General features: G+C 62.8%; 18 protein-coding genes and 1 tRNA gene. 4 read left to right on the top strand and 15 right to left on the bottom strand.

Annotated features, from left to right (window positions below):
• From DT068_RS19755 to DT068_RS19720, 8 genes are all read right to left on the bottom strand, one after another.
• Positions 1-568 (bottom strand): hypothetical protein (locus DT068_RS19755; RefSeq protein ID WP_162914322.1); only part of this gene is annotated, 568 nt, incomplete at its 3' end.
• Between the two features lie 233 nt (positions 569-801).
• A tRNA-Pro gene (locus tag DT068_RS19750) sits at positions 802-878 on the bottom strand.
• Positions 879-950: 72 nt separating this feature from the next.
• Positions 951-1,481, bottom strand: a complete 531-nt coding sequence (locus tag DT068_RS19745; RefSeq protein WP_119391616.1) for a MerR family transcriptional regulator — start codon at positions 1,479-1,481, stop codon at positions 951-953.
• A gap of 147 nt (positions 1,482-1,628) precedes the next feature.
• Positions 1,629-1,940 carry an integration host factor subunit alpha gene (locus DT068_RS19740; RefSeq protein WP_119391590.1) on the bottom strand — a complete coding sequence of 104 codons (312 nt, stop codon included), beginning with the start codon at positions 1,938-1,940 and terminating at the stop codon, positions 1,629-1,631.
• Positions 1,941-2,042: 102 nt separating this feature from the next.
• The gene (locus tag DT068_RS19735; protein ID WP_119391589.1) at positions 2,043-3,029 is read right to left on the bottom strand and encodes a beta-ketoacyl-ACP synthase III; all 987 of its coding nucleotides are present in this window, start codon (positions 3,027-3,029) and stop codon (positions 2,043-2,045) included.
• Positions 3,030-3,057: 28 nt separating this feature from the next.
• Positions 3,058-4,116, bottom strand: a complete 1,059-nt coding sequence (gene plsX / locus DT068_RS19730; RefSeq protein WP_119391588.1) for a phosphate acyltransferase PlsX — start codon at positions 4,114-4,116, stop codon at positions 3,058-3,060.
• A 117-nt stretch (positions 4,117-4,233) separates the two neighbouring features.
• Positions 4,234-4,755, bottom strand: coding sequence for a YceD family protein (locus DT068_RS19725; protein WP_119391587.1), 522 nt, complete (start codon positions 4,753-4,755; stop codon positions 4,234-4,236).
• Positions 4,752-5,285, bottom strand: a complete 534-nt coding sequence (locus DT068_RS19720) for a ubiquinol-cytochrome C chaperone family protein (protein ID WP_119391586.1) — start codon at positions 5,283-5,285, stop codon at positions 4,752-4,754. Before DT068_RS19720 ends, DT068_RS19725 begins: the two co-directional genes overlap by 4 nt.
• A 73-nt stretch (positions 5,286-5,358) precedes the next feature.
• On the opposite strand from DT068_RS19720, the gene DT068_RS19715 reads away from it, so the two are divergent.
• Positions 5,359-5,874 carry an outer membrane protein assembly factor BamE gene (locus DT068_RS19715; RefSeq protein ID WP_119391585.1) on the top strand — a complete coding sequence of 172 codons (516 nt, stop codon included), beginning with the start codon at positions 5,359-5,361 and terminating at the stop codon, positions 5,872-5,874.
• A gap of 12 nt (positions 5,875-5,886) precedes the next feature.
• Here DT068_RS19715 and ehuD read toward each other — a convergent pair whose 3' ends face one another.
• Genes ehuD through ehuB form a run of 3 tightly spaced genes read right to left on the bottom strand, consistent with a single transcriptional unit; the run spans position 5,887 to position 8,097 of the window.
• Positions 5,887-6,546, bottom strand: a complete 660-nt coding sequence (gene ehuD / locus DT068_RS19710; protein ID WP_368904839.1) for an ectoine/hydroxyectoine ABC transporter permease subunit EhuD — start codon at positions 6,544-6,546, stop codon at positions 5,887-5,889.
• Positions 6,543-7,208: an ectoine/hydroxyectoine ABC transporter permease subunit EhuC gene (gene ehuC / locus DT068_RS19705; RefSeq protein ID WP_119391583.1), complete on the bottom strand. Its 666-nt coding sequence runs from the start codon at positions 7,206-7,208 to the stop codon at positions 6,543-6,545. The genes ehuD and ehuC overlap by 4 nt, the downstream gene beginning before the upstream one ends.
• Before the next feature lies 1 nt (position 7,209).
• Positions 7,210-8,097: an ectoine/hydroxyectoine ABC transporter substrate-binding protein EhuB gene (gene ehuB, locus DT068_RS19700; protein WP_162914321.1), complete on the bottom strand. Its 888-nt coding sequence runs from the start codon at positions 8,095-8,097 to the stop codon at positions 7,210-7,212.
• Between the two features lie 183 nt (positions 8,098-8,280).
• On the opposite strand from ehuB, the gene DT068_RS19695 reads away from it, so the two are divergent.
• Together DT068_RS19695 and DT068_RS19690 are read left to right on the top strand one after the other, a co-directional pair.
• Positions 8,281-9,219: a M14 family metallopeptidase gene (locus DT068_RS19695; RefSeq protein ID WP_119391581.1), complete on the top strand. Its 939-nt coding sequence runs from the start codon at positions 8,281-8,283 to the stop codon at positions 9,217-9,219.
• Between the two features lie 94 nt (positions 9,220-9,313).
• Positions 9,314-9,913: a hypothetical protein gene (locus DT068_RS19690; RefSeq protein ID WP_119391580.1), complete on the top strand. Its 600-nt coding sequence runs from the start codon at positions 9,314-9,316 to the stop codon at positions 9,911-9,913.
• 63 nt (positions 9,914-9,976) lie between these two features.
• Here DT068_RS19690 and DT068_RS19685 read toward each other — a convergent pair whose 3' ends face one another.
• Together DT068_RS19685 and DT068_RS19680 are read right to left on the bottom strand one after the other, a co-directional pair.
• Complete coding sequence (locus DT068_RS19685; RefSeq protein ID WP_368904838.1) at positions 9,977-10,732, bottom strand: alpha/beta fold hydrolase; 756 nt, start codon at positions 10,730-10,732, stop codon at positions 9,977-9,979.
• A gap of 124 nt (positions 10,733-10,856) precedes the next feature.
• Positions 10,857-12,353 carry a carboxypeptidase M32 gene (locus DT068_RS19680; protein WP_119391578.1) on the bottom strand — a complete coding sequence of 499 codons (1,497 nt, stop codon included), beginning with the start codon at positions 12,351-12,353 and terminating at the stop codon, positions 10,857-10,859.
• 181 nt (positions 12,354-12,534) lie between these two features.
• On the opposite strand from DT068_RS19680, the gene DT068_RS19675 reads away from it, so the two are divergent.
• A complete protein-coding gene (locus DT068_RS19675) occupies positions 12,535-13,170 on the top strand; it encodes a peptidoglycan recognition protein family protein (RefSeq protein WP_368904837.1) in 636 nt (211 codons plus the stop codon).
• Positions 13,171-13,229: 59 nt separating this feature from the next.
• On the opposite strand, the gene DT068_RS19670 is transcribed toward DT068_RS19675, so the two are convergent.
• On the bottom strand, positions 13,230-15,353 hold the full coding sequence (locus DT068_RS19670) for a sodium-translocating pyrophosphatase (protein WP_119391576.1): 2,124 nt from the start codon (positions 15,351-15,353) through the stop codon (positions 13,230-13,232).
• A 521-nt stretch (positions 15,354-15,874) separates the two neighbouring features.
• On the bottom strand, positions 15,875-16,870 hold the full coding sequence (locus DT068_RS19665) for a hypothetical protein (RefSeq protein WP_119391575.1): 996 nt from the start codon (positions 16,868-16,870) through the stop codon (positions 15,875-15,877).
• Positions 16,871-16,909: the final 39 nt, after the last annotated feature.

The following is a 16,909-nucleotide window of genomic DNA, read 5'->3' as shown; positions in this document are numbered from 1 at the left end:
AGAACCGGCCCCACGCCGCAAGCTGGAAACCATCCTCGTCCACCCCTTCCGGCCAGTCGGCGTTATAGTAATGCGCCGAACCGCCGAGCGTGAACACATCATCCAGATAGAACTCGCCAAACAGGCCGACCCGGAACACATCGATGTCCTTGCCGAAGATATCCTGCGAAATCCACGACGCCTGAAGGCCGCCAGCCCAGCTGGACGGATCGCGGTAGAACAGCGCGCCGCCAATATGCGAATTGGTCTGGTCGAGGTCGGCATCCTTGCTCGATATATCATCCAAATCGCCGGAATGGGCGTAATAGGCGACATCCGCCTGGGCGTTGAAGCCGCCGCAGGTCACAAGGCCCGCACCCTCGCCAAACGGCGTCGACCAGTCGATGTCGAAATCCTCATTGCCGCCAAAATCCAGCGTCTGCCAGTCATAGAGGAAGCCGGCCGCCACCGAACCCGACAACATGCAGCCCGGATCCATCACGTCGGCGGCCTGCGCCGACGACACAGCGCCCCCCACAAGCAGCATCAGCGCAGCGGCGCTGGCGGAAAGCTTCAGTCTTTTGATCATCAGTGATCCCCCACAAAGGAATTAAATCGGCCCTCTCTATATTATTAGACAGATTCCCCCCAGGATACTCAATGCCAACGAGGCAATCCTCGCCAAGTAATTTCCTGCTGTTGCCCGAAAGTCACAGGAGAACGGGCCATGGCATGCCAGAGTCACGGCACTTCATGGCGACCCGAGTGCGCAAGGTGGAGCACCGTCAAAAATGACCAATGATATCAAAGGGGGAAAAGTGATGGTCGGAGCGACAGGATTCGAACCTGCGACCCCTTCCCCCCCAGAGAAGTGCGCTACCGGGCTGCGCTACGCTCCGACGGGCGCGGGTATAACACCACCATCAAACGAGGCAAAGCCCTATTCGCCATGGAAATCCCGGCGTCAGGGGCTATTCGCCCTGTTCGTCGGCCCCCAGCAGCTTGCGGGCGGCGCCCAATTCGGCGAGCGCGAGGCGGAGGGACTGGACCTGCGAGTCGCTCATGCGGGGCGGTGCCGGCTGGGCCGCCGGCGGCTCGCCGCCGCGAGCAAAAGGCGCCAGCCCCAGAGGCGGGGCCTGGCGCTTGATTCGCGGCGCCTGCAGCGCCCGGCCCGGGGCCGGAACGCCGTCGAGCTCAAGATCGCGGGCATCGCGCTTGCGGGCGGCGGTTTCGCCGCGCCCGATCGAGGCGACCTGCTGGACCCCCTCCTCGCGCAGGATGCGCTGGACGCCGCGGATCGTATAGCCCTCGCCATAGAGCAGGGCGCGGATGCCTTTGAGGAGATCGACATCGTTGGGACGGTAGAAGCGGCGACCGCCGCCGCGCTTCATGGGCTTGATCTGACCGAAGCGGGTTTCCCAGAAACGCAGCACGTGCTGGGGAACATCGAGTTCCTCAGCCACTTCGCTGATCGTTCGAAATGCCTCTGGCGCCTTGTCCAACATCGTCGTCCTAAGAATCCCTGCCCTCGGGCCGAATCACGTCCCAAGGACAGAAACCCAATTGCCTCTAGCTGGAGCGCTTCCGCGGCCAAGTTCCGCCAACCCGGCCGGGAAACGCCCTAGTTGCGTAGTCGGGCGCCCGCCTCGCTAGTCCTCTGAACCGCCTTCTACACCGTTAATCTGATTCTTCATAACCTGACTTGGACGGAAGACAAGGACGCGCCGCGGTGTAATCGGCACCTCCTCGCCCGTTTTGGGATTGCGGCCGATGCGCCCGGTCTTGCTGCGCACCATGAAGGTCCCGAAGGAGGACAGCTTCACGGTTTCCCCGGTGATCAGCGTATCGGTGATGATATCCAGAACTGATTTGACGAGATCGGCAGACTCAGTTCTCGACAGGCCAACATTGCGATGCACGGCTTCGCTCAGGTCGGCGCGCGTGAGTGTCTTACCAGCCATCTGTTTCCCCTGCTTGCCCAATTGCAAGGGTAAGATGGATGGCGACTCCGGTCAACAGGAAAGTTCTGTGAACTCAATAGCTTAGAGATTTAACCGAAAGTATCACCAGCGGACGAGGGCAGCGCCCCAGGTAAAGCCGCCGCCCATGGCCTCCATCAGCACCAGATCGCCGCGCTTGATGCGGCCATCCTTCACCGCGGTGTCGAGGGCGAGCGGAATGGACGCCGCCGATGTGTTGCCGTGCTTTTCCAGCGTCATCACGACCCGATCTTCCGTTACACCGAGCTTTCTGACAGTTCCCTCGAGAATGCGGCGATTGGCCTGATGCGGCACGAACCAGTCGATATCCTTTGGCTCGAGTCCTGCCTCCCTGATCGTCTCCGCCATGACGCTGGCGATGTTGACGACCGCATGCTTGAACACCTCGCGGCCTTCCATGCGCAAATGGCCGACCGTCATCGTCGACGACACGCCGCCATCGACATAGAGCTTGTCGCGGTAGCGTCCATCGGATCTCAGACGCGCGGCAAGGATGCCGCGATCGGCGATCGTGCCATCGCCCTCGGCGGTGCGCATCACGACGGCCGCGGCGCCATCGCCGAACAGCACGCAGGTGGTGCGATCGGTCCAATCGAGAATACGCGAAAAAGTCTCAGCACCGATGACCAGCGCACAGCTTCCCTGGCCCGCCTTCAGCAGGCTGTCGGCGACGGTGAGCGCATAGACGAAGCCCGAGCACACCGCCTGCACGTCGAAGGCCGACCCCTTTTCGATGCCGAGCGCTGCCTGCACTTTTACGGCGGTCGCAGGAAATGTGTCATCCGGCGTCGAGGTCGCGACGATGATCAGATCGACTTCCTGGGCATCGATGCCCGACTGGGCCAGCGCGTCACGCGCGGCGTTGATGGCGAGGTCGCCGGTCGTTTCCTTCTCGGCCGCAATGCGCCGCTCGCGGATGCCGGTGCGCTCGACGATCCATTCGTCGCTGGTGTCGACCATGCGCGCCAGATCCGCATTGCTCATGATGCGGGCCGGAAGATACGAGCCCACTCCTTCGATCACCGCACGACGCTGCACACCAGATCCCATTTTTCACAACTCATTTTCTTCGCGTTCCTCACGCATTGACCGCGGCTTGCGGCGCGAACGCGTCCATATGCCTGTTCATTTCCGCGACGTCGGCCGCGATCTTGGCGACGAGACCGTTGCGTATCATCTCGATGGCGACATCCACCGCCGTCGCAAATCCCAAGGCGTCGGTCCCGCCATGGCTCTTCACCACAATACCGTTAAGTCCGAGGAACACACCGCCATTGTGCTTGCGCGGGTCCATGCGCTCGCGCAGCGTCGCAAAAGCGCCACTCGCCAGAAAGGCACCGAGCCGCGACAACAAGGTGCGGTTGAGGGCGAGCCTGAGATAGGTCGAAAGCTGCTTGGCCGTGCCTTCGGCCGTCTTGAGCGCGATATTGCCGGTGAAGCCCTCCGTCACCACGACATCGACAGTGCCCTTGCCGATGTCATCGCCCTCGATGAAGCCCTTGTATTCGAGAGGCAGCCCCAGATCGCGCAACAGCCGGCCGGCCTCCTTCACCTCTTCCAGTCCCTTGACTTCCTCGACGCCGATATTGAGGAGGCCGACAGTGGGGCGGTCCAGCCCCATCAAGGAGCGCGCCATGGCCTCGCCCATGAGCGAGAATTCGACAAGCTGACGCGCATCGGCGCCGATCGTGGCCCCGACATCGAGAACCACGCTTTCGCCCCGCAAGGTCGGCCAGATGGCAGCGATCGCCGGCCGCTCGATACCGGGGATGGTCTTGAGCACAAAACGGGCCATGGCCATGAGCGCGCCGGTATTGCCGGCCGAGACGACGCCCTGGGCCTCACCGGTCCTGACCGACTCGATGGCGAGCCACATGCTGCTCTTGCCGCGGCCCCGCCTGAGCGCCTGGCTGGGCTTGTCCTCCATCGCCACGGCGATCTCGCAATGTCGCACCTCGCTCCTGCCCTTGAGGCGGGGGTATTTTTCGAGAAGCGGCGCCAGCCGAGCGCTGTGGCCAAACAGCAGGAATCTCAGCTCCGGATGACGGATGCTGGCGAGCTGGGCCCCCGGGAGCACCATTTCAGGGCCTGCATCGCCACCCATGGCGTCAAGCGCAATCGTCATCTTGCCAGTCATGTATGCTCGGCGACCCCCGGTTCGCGAAATTTTGAACAACCTAGCACGGGCCGGCGGACAATAGCCGCTGGCAAGTGCGAAACAACCGAAAAGATAGTTTCAAGGGCCATCCCCGTTTCAGCCTTTCTTGAGGCTGCCGAGACGGGCAAAAGGATTCTCTTCCTTGGCAGGAGCGGGCTCGTCCACAATATCGGCAAAGGAAACTCCCGGCTTCTTCGGATAGGGGTCAAGAGCCAGCGCCACAGCCTCGGCCACGGCTTCGCCCATGTCGATCACGCCATTTTCGAAGGGTTCGGCGTCCCCCTCCTCGATGGCGGCATCGTTCTTCCCTGCCATCCGGCCCGCGGGCAGGAAATAGCTCTCGAACCTATCCGTTAGCGTCGCGCGAAAGACTTCGAGGCTGACGACGCAGATCTGGTCCAGATCGACGGAGAATCGGCCATCGATCTTGAGTCCCTCGCCTCGCCAGCGCGAGACCTTGAGCTCGGCCGAGAGACTGTGGATCGCCGGCAGCCCGAAGCGCACCGCCAGGCCCGCGCATTCGGCCGGCTCAGCCGAGATCCGTTCGGTCGACCCCTGGGCGGGAACGCGTGTGATATCGAGCGGGCGGGAAAATTCGATCGGGTGAGTCGGTGTCATTTCGAGGGATCCGGAAAACCTATCTGCCCCGCCAAAATGGGCGCTGTCGGGCGTTCTTGCAAATAGCGGCGCACCTCCAGCGCATAGGCGGCAATACGGCCGGCGCCGGCCTCAGGCCCCTCACCTGCATAAATGTTCCGGTAGATCGCCTGCGCCAGCGTTGGGGTGTCATCGGCCCGCAAAAGCGGCGTATAGGCCTGGGCTCGGCCATAGAAGACCTCGGCCATGCGGCGGACCTTCTTGCCCACCGACAGGTCGCCTACCCCCATTTCGCGCAGCGAGCGGTCCATATCGGCGAACACCTCATCAGTCAGCCCCTGGCTGAAGCTCCGGCCCGCCTCTCCGTCGCTGGCGAGCCGATCCAGCACCAGCACGGCATGAAGGATGATCATGTCATAGCGGCCATCCACGGTGTCGGGGACACCCCATTCGGCATAGAAGCGGGGATGCCGCGCCGCAGCCACAATTGCCCCGTAGACCGCTCGCAGGGAAATGCGGGACGCCTTGCGCTTGAAAAGAGACAAAATCATCGTTAACGGCTCCCACGTAATTCCCGGTATAGACTGGGAAATCTGTTAGTTGTTCAAACGCTGCCGGAAAGACATGCGCCGCCTCCTCAGCTTCTCAAGCCGCCTTCTGGTTCCCGCCGCAATGGCCCTTGCCGTCGCAGCCTGCTCTTCCAATATCGCCCATCGCGGCTATCTCGCCAAACCGGGCGCCTTCGCCCAAGTGCGTGAGGGCATGGCCAAGTCCGAAGTCGAAGGCATATTGGGGTCGCCCTCGACGACGGCCAGCGTCAACTACCAGGGCGACAGCTACTACTACATCTCCAGCACGACCGAGCAGAGGGCGTTCCTCAACCCCAAGGAAGTCGAGCGCCAGGTGATCGCCATCCGGTTCGACCAGAACGACCAGGTCGCCAATCTCGGCCAATACGGCCTCGAGGACGGCAAGGTCATCGATATCAATTCCCGCACCACGCCCAGCAAGGGCCGCGAGCTGACGATCATCCAGCAACTGTTCGGCAATATCGGCAAGCCCGGCCCCGGCGGCACCATCGTTCCCGGCCGCACGCCGGGCAGCACCGGCCCAGGCAAGAATCCGGGTACGCCCAATTGATCAAGGCCTAGGCTAGCGTTTCGCCGAGGTGAAGCGACGTTCGAGCTTGCGCACGAAATGCGCCGCGACGAGGCTTACCGTGAGCAGGATCACCGCAACCGCCGTATAGGGCTCGTTGTAGCGATAGGTGAGACCGGCGACATTGTTGGCGGCGCCGAAGACATCAACGACTGTGATCGCCGCGAGCAGCGGCGTCTCCTTGAACAGGCCGATGAGGAAATTGCCGAGCGGCGGAATCATCGGCGGCAAGGCCTGCGGCAGGACGACCCGTGTCCACAGCGGATAGGATTTGAGCCCGAGCGCGCGCGCCGCTTCCCACTGTCCCTCCGGCACGCCCTCGATGCCGGCCCGATAGACCTCGGCGATATAAGCTCCAATATGCAGCCCGAGGCATAATATGCCCGTCGCCAGCGCCGGAAACCGGATGCCATAGGACGGCAGCACGTAGAAGACGAAATAGAGCTGGACCAGCAGCGGCGTGCAGCGCATCAGCGCGATATAGCCGTCGCAGAACAGCCTGAGCGGCTTTACCCCGCAGCGCCGGCCCAGCGCCAGCAGCAAACCGACGACGAGCGCCAGCGCGAAGCCGCCAAAGGTCGCTTCGATCGTGACGATAAGGCCGCGCATGAGGTCGGGCAGGATGCGGATCAGGAATTCGAAACTGAACATCACGCCTCCTGCCGATAGCGCGCCGCATAGCGCTCGGCGCCGCGCACCATCCAGGTGAGCGGATAGGCCATGGCGAAATAGAGGATCATCACCCAGGTCCACACCTCGACCGTGTGCCCGGTGGTGACGACCATCTGGCGGCCGGAGAAGGTAAGCTCGGTGATGGTGATGAGCGAGACGAGCGAGGTTGCCTTGACGAGATCGATCAGCAGATTGCCGAAGGAGGGCAGCATCGCCACCATCGCCTGCGGCAGAATCACGAGCCGGTAAGTCTGCATCCGATTGAGCCCGAGGGCTGCCGCCCCTTCATGCTGGCCCTGCCCGATCGCCAGAATGCCGGCGCGGACGATTTCCGAGCCATAGGCGGAGAGGTTGAGGCCAAGACCGATGACGGCGGTGGTGGTGGGCGGCAGCGAGATGCCGAAGGCCGGCAGGATGAAGAACAGATAGAAAAGCTGCACGATGGCCGAGGTGCCGCGCAATATCTCGACATAGGCGGTGGTGAGGCGGCGCACCCAGAGATTGGGCACGAGGCGCAGGAAGCCCACGACAAAGGAAAGAACGAAGGCGACGACCGCCGTGATCAGCGTGATCTTGAGCGTGACCGCAGCTCCTTTCAGGAGCTGCGGCAGCACATCGAGCGCCAGAAGTTGATTAAGGTCCAAATCAGGCCTTGCAGATCTGCTCGGCCGTCATCACGCCATCCGGCAATTCATCCTTGCCGTAGCCATATTGCGAGATGATATCGAGCAGCTTGCCGGAGCTCAGCAGCTTGGCGAGCTCGGCATCGAGCGCTTCCTTGAGATCGGTATCGGCCTTGCGCAGGCCAAGCCCCGCATAGCCATATTCGGGCTCGCCATTGGCGCCCATGATCTGCTTGAAGCCCTCGACGCGCTCGACGCCCGGGTCATTCGCGGTCTTCAGCAGCTCGTTGAGCTCGAGGGCAGGGAAATAGATGACATCGCAGCGCCCCGCCTTGAGGCCGGCCAGCGCTTCGGTCGCATTGGCGAAGAGCACGACACGATCGGTCGGCACACCGGCCTTGGCGAGTTCTTCCACCTGGGCGGCGCCATTCTGCGTGCCGACAATGGCATCGGCATGGGCGGCGAGATCGGCGACGCTCTTCACACCCTTGGGATTGCCCTTGGCCGCTGCGAAACCGGCGCCGGTGCGGGTCACCGGGTTGGAGAACAGCACCGCCTCGCAGCGCGCCGGGCGGATATACATGCCGGCGCCGATGACATCGAAGCGATCGGCATTGATGCCGGGAATGAGGGCGTTGAACTCGACGATCTCGGCCTTGAGTTCCTTCACGCCATGAGGCGCCAGCACCGCGGCAATGACATCGGGTATGGCACCCTTCACCTTGCCGTCGGTATCGACGAAGCCATAAGGCTTCTCATTGGCGATGCCGACGCGCACGACACCATCCTTCATGATGCGCGCCATGGTGCTTTCGGCACGTGCGAGCGAGGGGAGAACGAGAGAGCCCGAGACAGCGGCGGCGCCTGCCATCAGACGGCGGCGCGTGAGAGTGTGGCGCAGAGCAGACATGACCGAAACCTCCTTGGTTTTGTATCGTTCTTGGTGTTGCATCGGACTTACCCGAAAGCCGCATTACACTTTTCGGTCCGATGCAATAACTCATGAAATTCGCTCGCGATATTCGGTTCAGCAGCCACGGGTGTCAATGTGACGGCGGTTGAATATTGCGCAACCGGGAAAGAAATACTTCTCATGGAAGCAGGCCTCCACAAGCACGATATAGGCTTCGACTATCCCGCCCTCGCCGGCTGGCGCTGGCCCGCGGTCGAGATCGTCGGCCAGAAGCCAGGTCCCAGGCTTGCCATCATCGCCGGCATCCACGTGAATGAGACTTCGAGCATCGAGGCGGTGATCCGGCTGCAGCGAATGATCGATACCGCCAAACTCAAGGGGCGGATCTCGATCATTCCGATCGTCAATCTCCCGGCCATGCCGCTCAGGTCGCAATATGTCTGCCCGCTTGACGACAAGAACATCAATTTCAGCTTTCCGGGCCGGCCGGACGGGTCCTTCTCGGAGGCGATCGCCTATGCGCTGCTCAACGACTGGGCGCGCGATGCCGATTGCTTCGTCGATCTGCATGGCGGCGATCTGTGCGAAGAGGTGGCGCATTTCATGGTGGTGCAGCGCACCGGGGATCAGGCCTTCGATGCCCGCAATCTCGCGATCGCCCAATGTTTCGATGCCGAGATCATCGCATCGATCGATCCCTCGCATATGGACCAGCCGGCGCGAAGCGTCACCGGACGAGCCAGGCGGGGGCAGCACGCCGCCTTCGCCGAAGCCGGGCGCATCGGCCTCATCGAGGAACAAAACGTCGCCTTTCATCTCGAAGGGCTGCTGCGGCTCCTCAGGCATCTCGGCATGACCGACAAGGCGCCGGCCAAGTCGCGCGAGGCCACCATCATCACGCGTTATCACTGGATCCCGGCGCCGGTCGACGGCTTATTCCGCTATCATGTCGAGCCCGGCCAGAAGGTCGCCAGGGGCACGCTGATGGCGACCGCCGAGAATAGCTATGGCGAGGAGATCGCCAGAGTTACGGCACCCGAGGATGGCCATATATTGTGGCGCATCACGCATGCGCTTTCACCCCGGGACAGCTTCATCATCGGGCTGGGGACGACGTGATTGGATTTCCCGGTGCCACCGCATTGTGAACAAAAAGTAAGCCCAGAAGTGAGCAGTTTCCTGCCACAGTCCGGCCGGACAAACGAGGTGGCCCATGCTGCTGCTCGCCAAGATCAAGCCCCTTCTGGTCGCCCTTGTCATCGGCTACGCCGCCAGTCATGGCCTTCCCGCGGCAGCGCAACAGGTCGATTTGCGCATTCGCGCTACCATTGCGAAAATTGATGGCAAATCGCTTGTCTTCCGTGGTGAAGCCGGTGGGATATCGTCGGTCTCTCTGGATTCGGAGACAGCGGTTTTCATAAGCCAGCCGTCGAGCCTCAGCGCGATCAAGGCCGGCGACTATGTGGCTTCCGCCGCGGTCAAGGAAACTGATGGAAAGCTTCACTCGAAGGAGCTGCGCATACTTCCCGAAGCCCTGCGGGGCCTCGGCGAAGGACAGCGGCCCATGGGAGCTCCCGATACCGTCATGACCAATGCGTCAGTGTCCGAGGTTGTGGCGGCGCCGGAAGGCCGGGTCGTGAAGGTCAAATACAAGAACGGAACGGCCGAGCTCGTCGTAGGCCCACAAGTCCCCATTACGGCGGTGGTGGCTTCCGATGTGAGCGCTCTGAAACCCGGCATGAGGGTGTTCGTGTTTGCCGACAAGACGGCGGACGGGACTGTCAAGGCCATGAGGATCATGGCGATCAACTGATCGCGGGCAGCGTGGATATCGGGACGATGCCCGGGCGTGCGATGGCGATGGCCATGTCTTGCGCTATTCCCCCTGGAGCACGGCGGCAATGATGGCTTCCGGCGCATCATCCTGAACCAGATGCCCGGCGCCGGGAACCCGCACCAGGCGCCCTCCCGTCAGCAGCGCGGCAAGACGTTCGCCGGTCGCGATCGGAATCCAGCGGTCTTCCTCGCCCCACAGAAGCTGGGCGGGAAAGGCGGGGGCGCCGTAAAGCGGCTCGATCTCGTCCGTATATTTACGGTCCATTTGCGCGATCTGGCGGTAGAAGGCGGCCTGGCCCTCAGCGCCGCGCCAGGGCCGCGCATAGATATCGATCGCCTCGCCCGACAGGCCGCGATGCGAGGCGCCCTGCAGATAGGCCGTGAGCAAGGCCTCATGTGCATAGTCCGGCAGCCCCGAAAACGCCGCTTCATGCCGGCGCACATGCTGAACGAAGGGTGAGCCCCAGGGCGACAGCGACACGGGATCGATCAATGTGAGACGCTTGTAGCGAAGCCCCTGCAAATAGTGGCCGCGCAACACGGTGGCGCCGCCGAAATCATGCGCAACGATCTCAGGTCTGGCGAGCGACCAATGCCGCAGCATTTCAGCGAGAACGAGATTCTGCACGCCGAGCGAGACATCCTGTCCGGCTCGCTTCTCCGACTCGCCATAACCCAGGAGATCGAAGAAATACACAGCCCGGCGGCGGGCCAGCCAGGGAGCGATGCGTCGCCAGACTTGCGAGGAGAAGGGCGTGCCGTGCACAAGGACAAGGGGCTCGCCCGCGCCGATCATTCCCCAGGCGATGCGTTGCCCCTGAAATTCGTGACGGCGATCAAGATCAAGACGCTCGGAAATCATAGCCGGATGACGTAGCCCATCAGGCGCCCGCTGAAAAGAACTCCCCGTATCCGGCAATCTATGACAAATAACGCCGCTTCAGATGCGCGACGAAATATTTGGCCTGCAGCCTCTCGCCCGTGGCCCGCTCGAGAAGTTCCGGCGTCGGCCACAGCGAAGCCTGCGACCAGACATGCTCGCGACGCCAGTCATTGAGTCCGACGAAGCGGCCGTTGCGGATGTCGTCACGCAGCGAGGGCTGCGTTCTCTCGATTGCGGCGCGCAATTGCGCCGCGATCAGGGCGCCTTGCGTGTAGCTCGGGAAATATCCGAAAGCGCCCGACGGCCAATGAACATCCTGCATCGGCCCGTTCTTCGCATCGTCGATCGTCGAGAGTCCCAGATATTCCGTCATCTTGGCGTCCCAGACTTCCGGAATGTCCTTGGGCGCGAGTTTCCCCGAGACGAGATCCTGCTCCATCTCGAAGCGCAGGACGATGTGCAAGGGATAGGTCGCCTCATCCGCATCGACGCGAATGAGACCCGGCCGGATCCGGTGGATATGGGCCAGCAGATCCTCGATGTCCCAGCCGGCGAGCGCTTCCGGACCCAGATGCTGTCCGACAATAGGCATCGCCCATTCCCAGAATTCCGGACTCCTGGCGACCTGCATCTCGACGAACAGGCTCTGGCTCTCATGCATGGCCATGCCGCGCGCCTTGCCGACCGGCATATGAGACCATTGCTTGGGCAGGCCCTGCTCGTAAAGACCGTGCCCCGTCTCATGCAGGATGCCCATGAGCGACGAAAGAAACTCCGCCGTGACATAGCGGGTCGTCATGCGCACATCGCTCGGCACGCCGCCGCAGAAGGGATGATGCGAGATGTCGAGCCGGCCATGGTCGAAATCGAAGCCGAGTGCCTCCATCATCGCATGGCCGAGCGCCTTCTGTCGCTCGACGGGGAAAGGCGCGTTGAACGGCTTCAAGGGCCGCTTCGCCAGCTTTTCCGACTGATGCGCGATGGCTTCCGGGATGAAGCCCTTGAGGAAGGCCTTGAGCTCGGCAAAGACCGGCCCCACATCCGCTGCCCGGTAGCCCGGGTCGAACTGTTCCATCAGCGCGTCATAGGGCGCGAGCCCCGAGGCGGCCGCACGCAGGCCCGCCTCCTCGCGCGTCAGGGCGACAACGCCTTCCAGGGCCGGAAGAAATGCCGGCCAGTTGCCGGAGGGTCGCAACTCCCGCCACAGCTGCTCGCAGCGCACCCGGGCATTGACCTTGCGGCGCACGAAATCGGCGGAGAGGCAGGTCAGGTTCTCATAGACCCGCTTGAATTCGCGCAGGGAGGCTTGTTGTGTCGCATCACGCGCCTCGCCTTCGGCGGCCACAATCCAGTCGGCGATCTCCGGCGCCGCGGCGAGCTCATGATAAAGACCAGCCAGCATGGCCATGGCCTCGGCGCGCTTCTCGCCGCCGCCCACCGGCATCTGCACGGCCTCATCGACTCCCAGCATCGCCTGTGCATGGTCGAGCGCTTCGAGCTTGCGGCCGAGGTCTTCAATTCGTGTGAATGACATGGGAGGTTCCAGGAAAGGACTGAGACCTCCGCTTCATGTCACAAACAAAGTGAGACCGGAAGGTTAAACATATGCAGGCGCTTTGTACTCGACCCTTCCCAAACTGGCGTATCATCCCGGGCGAGATCACCCGTGAGGCCTTGCCATGGCGATACCCTTGGAGTGGATACCAGACGTTCCCATGCAACGGGTCATTTGCCACTGGACGGCGGGCACGCATCGCGCCGGCGAGAGCGACAGGCAGGCCTATCATTTCCTGATCGAGGGAGACGGACGCCTTGTCAGGGGCGTGCCGTCGGTCGCGGCCAATTCGGGCCGGCGGCTGGCGGCGGGCTATGCCGCGCACACGCTCAACTGCAACAATGGCTCGATCGGCGTCTCGCTATGCTGCATGGAGGGTGCGCAGCAGCAGCCATTCCGTGCCGGCGGCTATCCGATGACGCGGGCGCAGTGGGAGACGATGGTCGTCGTGGTCGCCGAGCTGTGCAAGCGCTACCGCATCAAGGTGACGCCGCGGACGGTGCTTTCCCACGCGGAAGTGGAGCGCGTGCTCCATATCGAGCAGAAGGGCAAATGGGACATCTCCCGGCTGGCCTTTGATCCTTCCATTTCCGGGGCCGCCCCGTGCGGCGACAGGCTCAGGCGCGAGGTGACGGCGGCCATGGCCAGCACCCGCCTGCCCGACATCCGGCCGGTGAGCCGGGATGCCCGGATCGAGGTCGAGCAATTGCTGGAAAGGATCGGCGAGATGATCGGGCGCGCGATCGCCGACGGCATCATCATCCTCATCCGCGCGATCGGCAAGCGGTTCAAATAGACAAAAGAAAACGGCCGGGCTCATCACCCGGCCGTTCCCATCCCGGATTTGCGTTCAGATCAGTGCGCGAGCACCGCCAACAGCAGCAGCGCCACGATGTTGGTGATCTTGATCATCGGGTTGACCGCGGGGCCGGCCGTGTCCTTGTAGGGGTCGCCGACAGTGTCGCCGGTGACGGAAGCCTTGTGGGCTTCCGAGCCCTTGAAGTGCTTCTGGCCCTTCGAGTCCGTGAAGCCGTCCTCGAAGGACTTCTTGGCATTGTCCCAGGCGCCGCCGCCCGCCGTCATCGAGATGGCGACGAACAGGCCGGTGACGATGACGCCCATGAGCATGGCGCCCAGAGCCGCGAAGCCCGCCGCCTTGCCGGCGATCGCCCAGATCGCGACGAAGACGACGATGGGCGAGAGAACCGGCAGCAGCGAAGGAACGATCATTTCCTTGATCGCCGCCTTGGTCAGCATGTCGACGGCGCGGCCATAATCGGGCTTGTCCTTGCCCTGCATGATGCCCGGCTTCTCCTTGAACTGGCGGCGCACCTCGACCACCACGGCCTGCGCCGCGCGGCCGACCGCCGTCATCGAGATGCCGCCGAACAGGTAAGGCAGGAGGCCGCCGAAGATGAGCCCGACCACGACATAGGGGTTGGACAGATCGAAGGTGACATTGACGCCCTCGAAGAAGCTGCCCGGTGTCGCGCTTGCGGCGAAGAACTTCAGGTCCTGCGTATAGGCGGCGAAGAGCACCAGAGCCCCAAGGCCCGCCGAGCCGATGGCATAGCCCTTGGTGACGGCCTTGGTCGTGTTGCCGACCGCGTCGAGCGCGTCGGTGTTGTGGCGCACCTCCTTGGGCAGTCCCGCCATTTCGGCAATGCCGCCGGCATTGTCGGTGACGGGGCCGAAGGCGTCGAGCGCCACGACCACGCCGGCCAGCGCCAGCATGGTGGTCACCGCGACCGCGATGCCGAACAGCCCCGCGAGATTGAAGGTGACGATGATGCCGCCGATGATGACGAGCGCCGGGAGGGCCGTCGATTCGAGCGACACGGCAAGGCCCTGGATGACATTCGTGCCGTGGCCCGTGATCGAGGCCTCGGCGATCGAATTCACCGGCCGAAGCCCGGTGCCGGTATAGTATTCGGTGATCCAGATGATGAGGCCGGTGATGACGAGGCCGGTCAGGCCGCACCAGAACAGGCTCATCGGCGTAAAGCCGCCGAGATCGACGCTCATGTCGCCGAACACATAGCTCATGACCGGATAGAGAGCCGCGAGCGACAGGATGGCGGTGGCAATGAAGCCCTTGTAGAGCGCGCCCATGATGTTGTTGGAGCTGCCCAGCTTCACGAAGAAGGTGCCGATGATCGAGGTGACGACGCAGGCGCCGCCAATGGCGAGCGGCAGCACCATGCCGGCAAGCTTGTAGGCATCGGGCAGTACGATGGCCGAGAGCACCATGGTGGCGACCGCGGTCACCACATAGGTCTCGAACAGGTCGGCGGCCATGCCGGCGCAGTCGCCGACATTGTCGCCTACGTTGTCGGCGATGGTGGCCGGGTTGCGCGGATCATCCTCAGGGATGCCGGCTTCGACCTTGCCGACCATGTCGCCGCCGACATCGGCACCCTTGGTGAAGATGCCGCCGCCGAGACGGGCGAAGATCGAGATCAGCGAGGCGCCGAAGGACAGTGCCACCAGCGAGTCGATGACCGTGCGGCTCGTCGGCGCCAGCGCCAACGGACCGGTGAGGAAGATGAAATAGAGCGTCACACCGAGGAGACCGAGGCCGGCGACGAGAAGGCCCGTCACCGCGCCCGACTTGAAGGCGAGGTCGAGGCCGCCGGCCAGCGACTTGGTGGCGGCCTGGGCGACGCGCACATTGGCCCTGACCGACACATTCATGCCGATGAAGCCCGCGGCACCCGAAAGGATGGCGCCGATGGCGAAGCCGATGGCCGAATGCCAGCCCAGGAGGAAGAAGGCGATGATGAAGATCGCGACGCCGACGATGCCGATGGTCGTGTATTGGCGCTTGAGATAGGCCTGCGCGCCTTCACGCACGGCCGCCGAGATTTCCTGCATGCGGGCAGTGCCGGCATCCGCGGCCAGGAGGCTGCGGGTGGTGAAAATGCCGTAGACGATGGACAAAGCACCGCCAAGCACGATCAGCCAGAGGGTGGAGCTCATGGTTGTTCCTTGTGTTTTATGTTTGCCCGAGGGCGGGCGTCAGGAGTCCCCCCTTCTCCCGCATCCCGGAACGATGGCCGGATATGCCAAAATGACGGCATTATGGCAATAACGCGTTTCCGGGCGAGGTGGAACACTTCGCCCGGAGGACTTGCGCACCATTTTCTGGAGCAAATCCTGTCACCAAAGATCGTGGTCATCGTGACGCCGGGTCCGGGTACGGCGATGACGATTCGCGCCGTCCTACCGGGCGGATGCCAAGGCGGCCAGGTCGTCTGGGCGCTGGCGGCGGCCGGCCTTGTCGCGGTCCTGCTGGCTTCCGAGCCCGTGTTCCAGGCCATCAAATGGTTGGGGCCGGCTATCTCATCTATTTGGGCGTGCAGATGCTGTGGAGCGCCTTGCGAAGGCATGTTCTCAAGCCTGGCCCTGCCCGGCGTCGTCTTTGCCGGTCCAAGCTCGTGGCCGAGCAGCGAAGCCAACGGCGGAGTTCACCGATCAGCATCCTCGGGTGTTTACAAGAACTACCGCAGCGGAAATACCAGCCCAGCCCTGCCGCCAATATCGAAGCGATCATCAAAACCGGCCCTGGTCCTATCAAGAGTCGTGCCATCAATATGGTCGATCGTTGCCACGTCGGTAAGATAATCGGCGGTCGCGACAAGTGTGAAGCTTGCGCCTGAGTAGAATAGCGGCACCTTTACCCCGAGCGCCCCGCCAAAGCGACCGCCAATGGCATCGGCGCCATCTTCGACCGTGAAGCTGTCGGGCGGGTCTTGATTCACCAGCACCTCATGCCTCGACCTGATATCTGAATCCACATAGTAGATGCCGGCCGATGCGCGCCCGACCAGGCTCATCGTTTCCGACATCGGGCGTTCAAACTCCGCAGCTGCCTGAATCCCAAAATACGAGGCTTCGACGTCATCCTGGCGCGCATGTGTGGCAACCACGAGATCAGGAATGTCGATGTGAGCCTCGACGTCACTGCTGGTGTCCTGATACCTGAAGAATGGCTCCAGACTTCCGACGATGGTATGTGACGCCTCCTCAACCAGCGTGCGCTTGAAAGCCACGCGCGTCTCGACGTCGAATCCATCCTCATCGGCGGTAACGTCCACCGCCCCGGGGTCACTCACCGATGAAAACCTCCCGGAGGTGCCATCGCTCATTGCAAGTCCCACTGAATTCAATCCCGTTTCGCTTTCTCCGCGAGACAAGGTTGACAAATCAAGATTGAGCTCGACGCGATCAAACAACGCCGGGTCTCGAAGCGAGTAGCCGAGCTCAACACCGCCGCCAAACACAAAGCCATCGTCGAAATCGACCGGGTTCGGATCAGACTGGGTCACTTCCAGATATGCCTGGTGTTCCGGCCCCCAGGTCGCGGCTGCGCCAATATTGAAGCCGAGCCACCATTCGCCCGGAGCAGCGCTTGCCTTGCCGATTTCCGCTGCGGCCTGCTGGGCCTGAACAGCTGCCAGGACCAGACCCGCTACCACTCCCAGAGCTATCCGCATTTGCGCCCCCTGCAACCAAGCGAGATACGGCCACGATGC

The organism is Taklimakanibacter lacteus, assembly GCA_003576695.1.
GTDB classification, from domain to species: Bacteria; Pseudomonadota; Alphaproteobacteria; order Rhizobiales; family Aestuariivirgaceae; genus Taklimakanibacter; species Taklimakanibacter lacteus.
The sequence above is the reverse complement of the archived record's forward strand: the minus strand, read 5'-3'. Positions and strand labels throughout refer to the sequence as shown.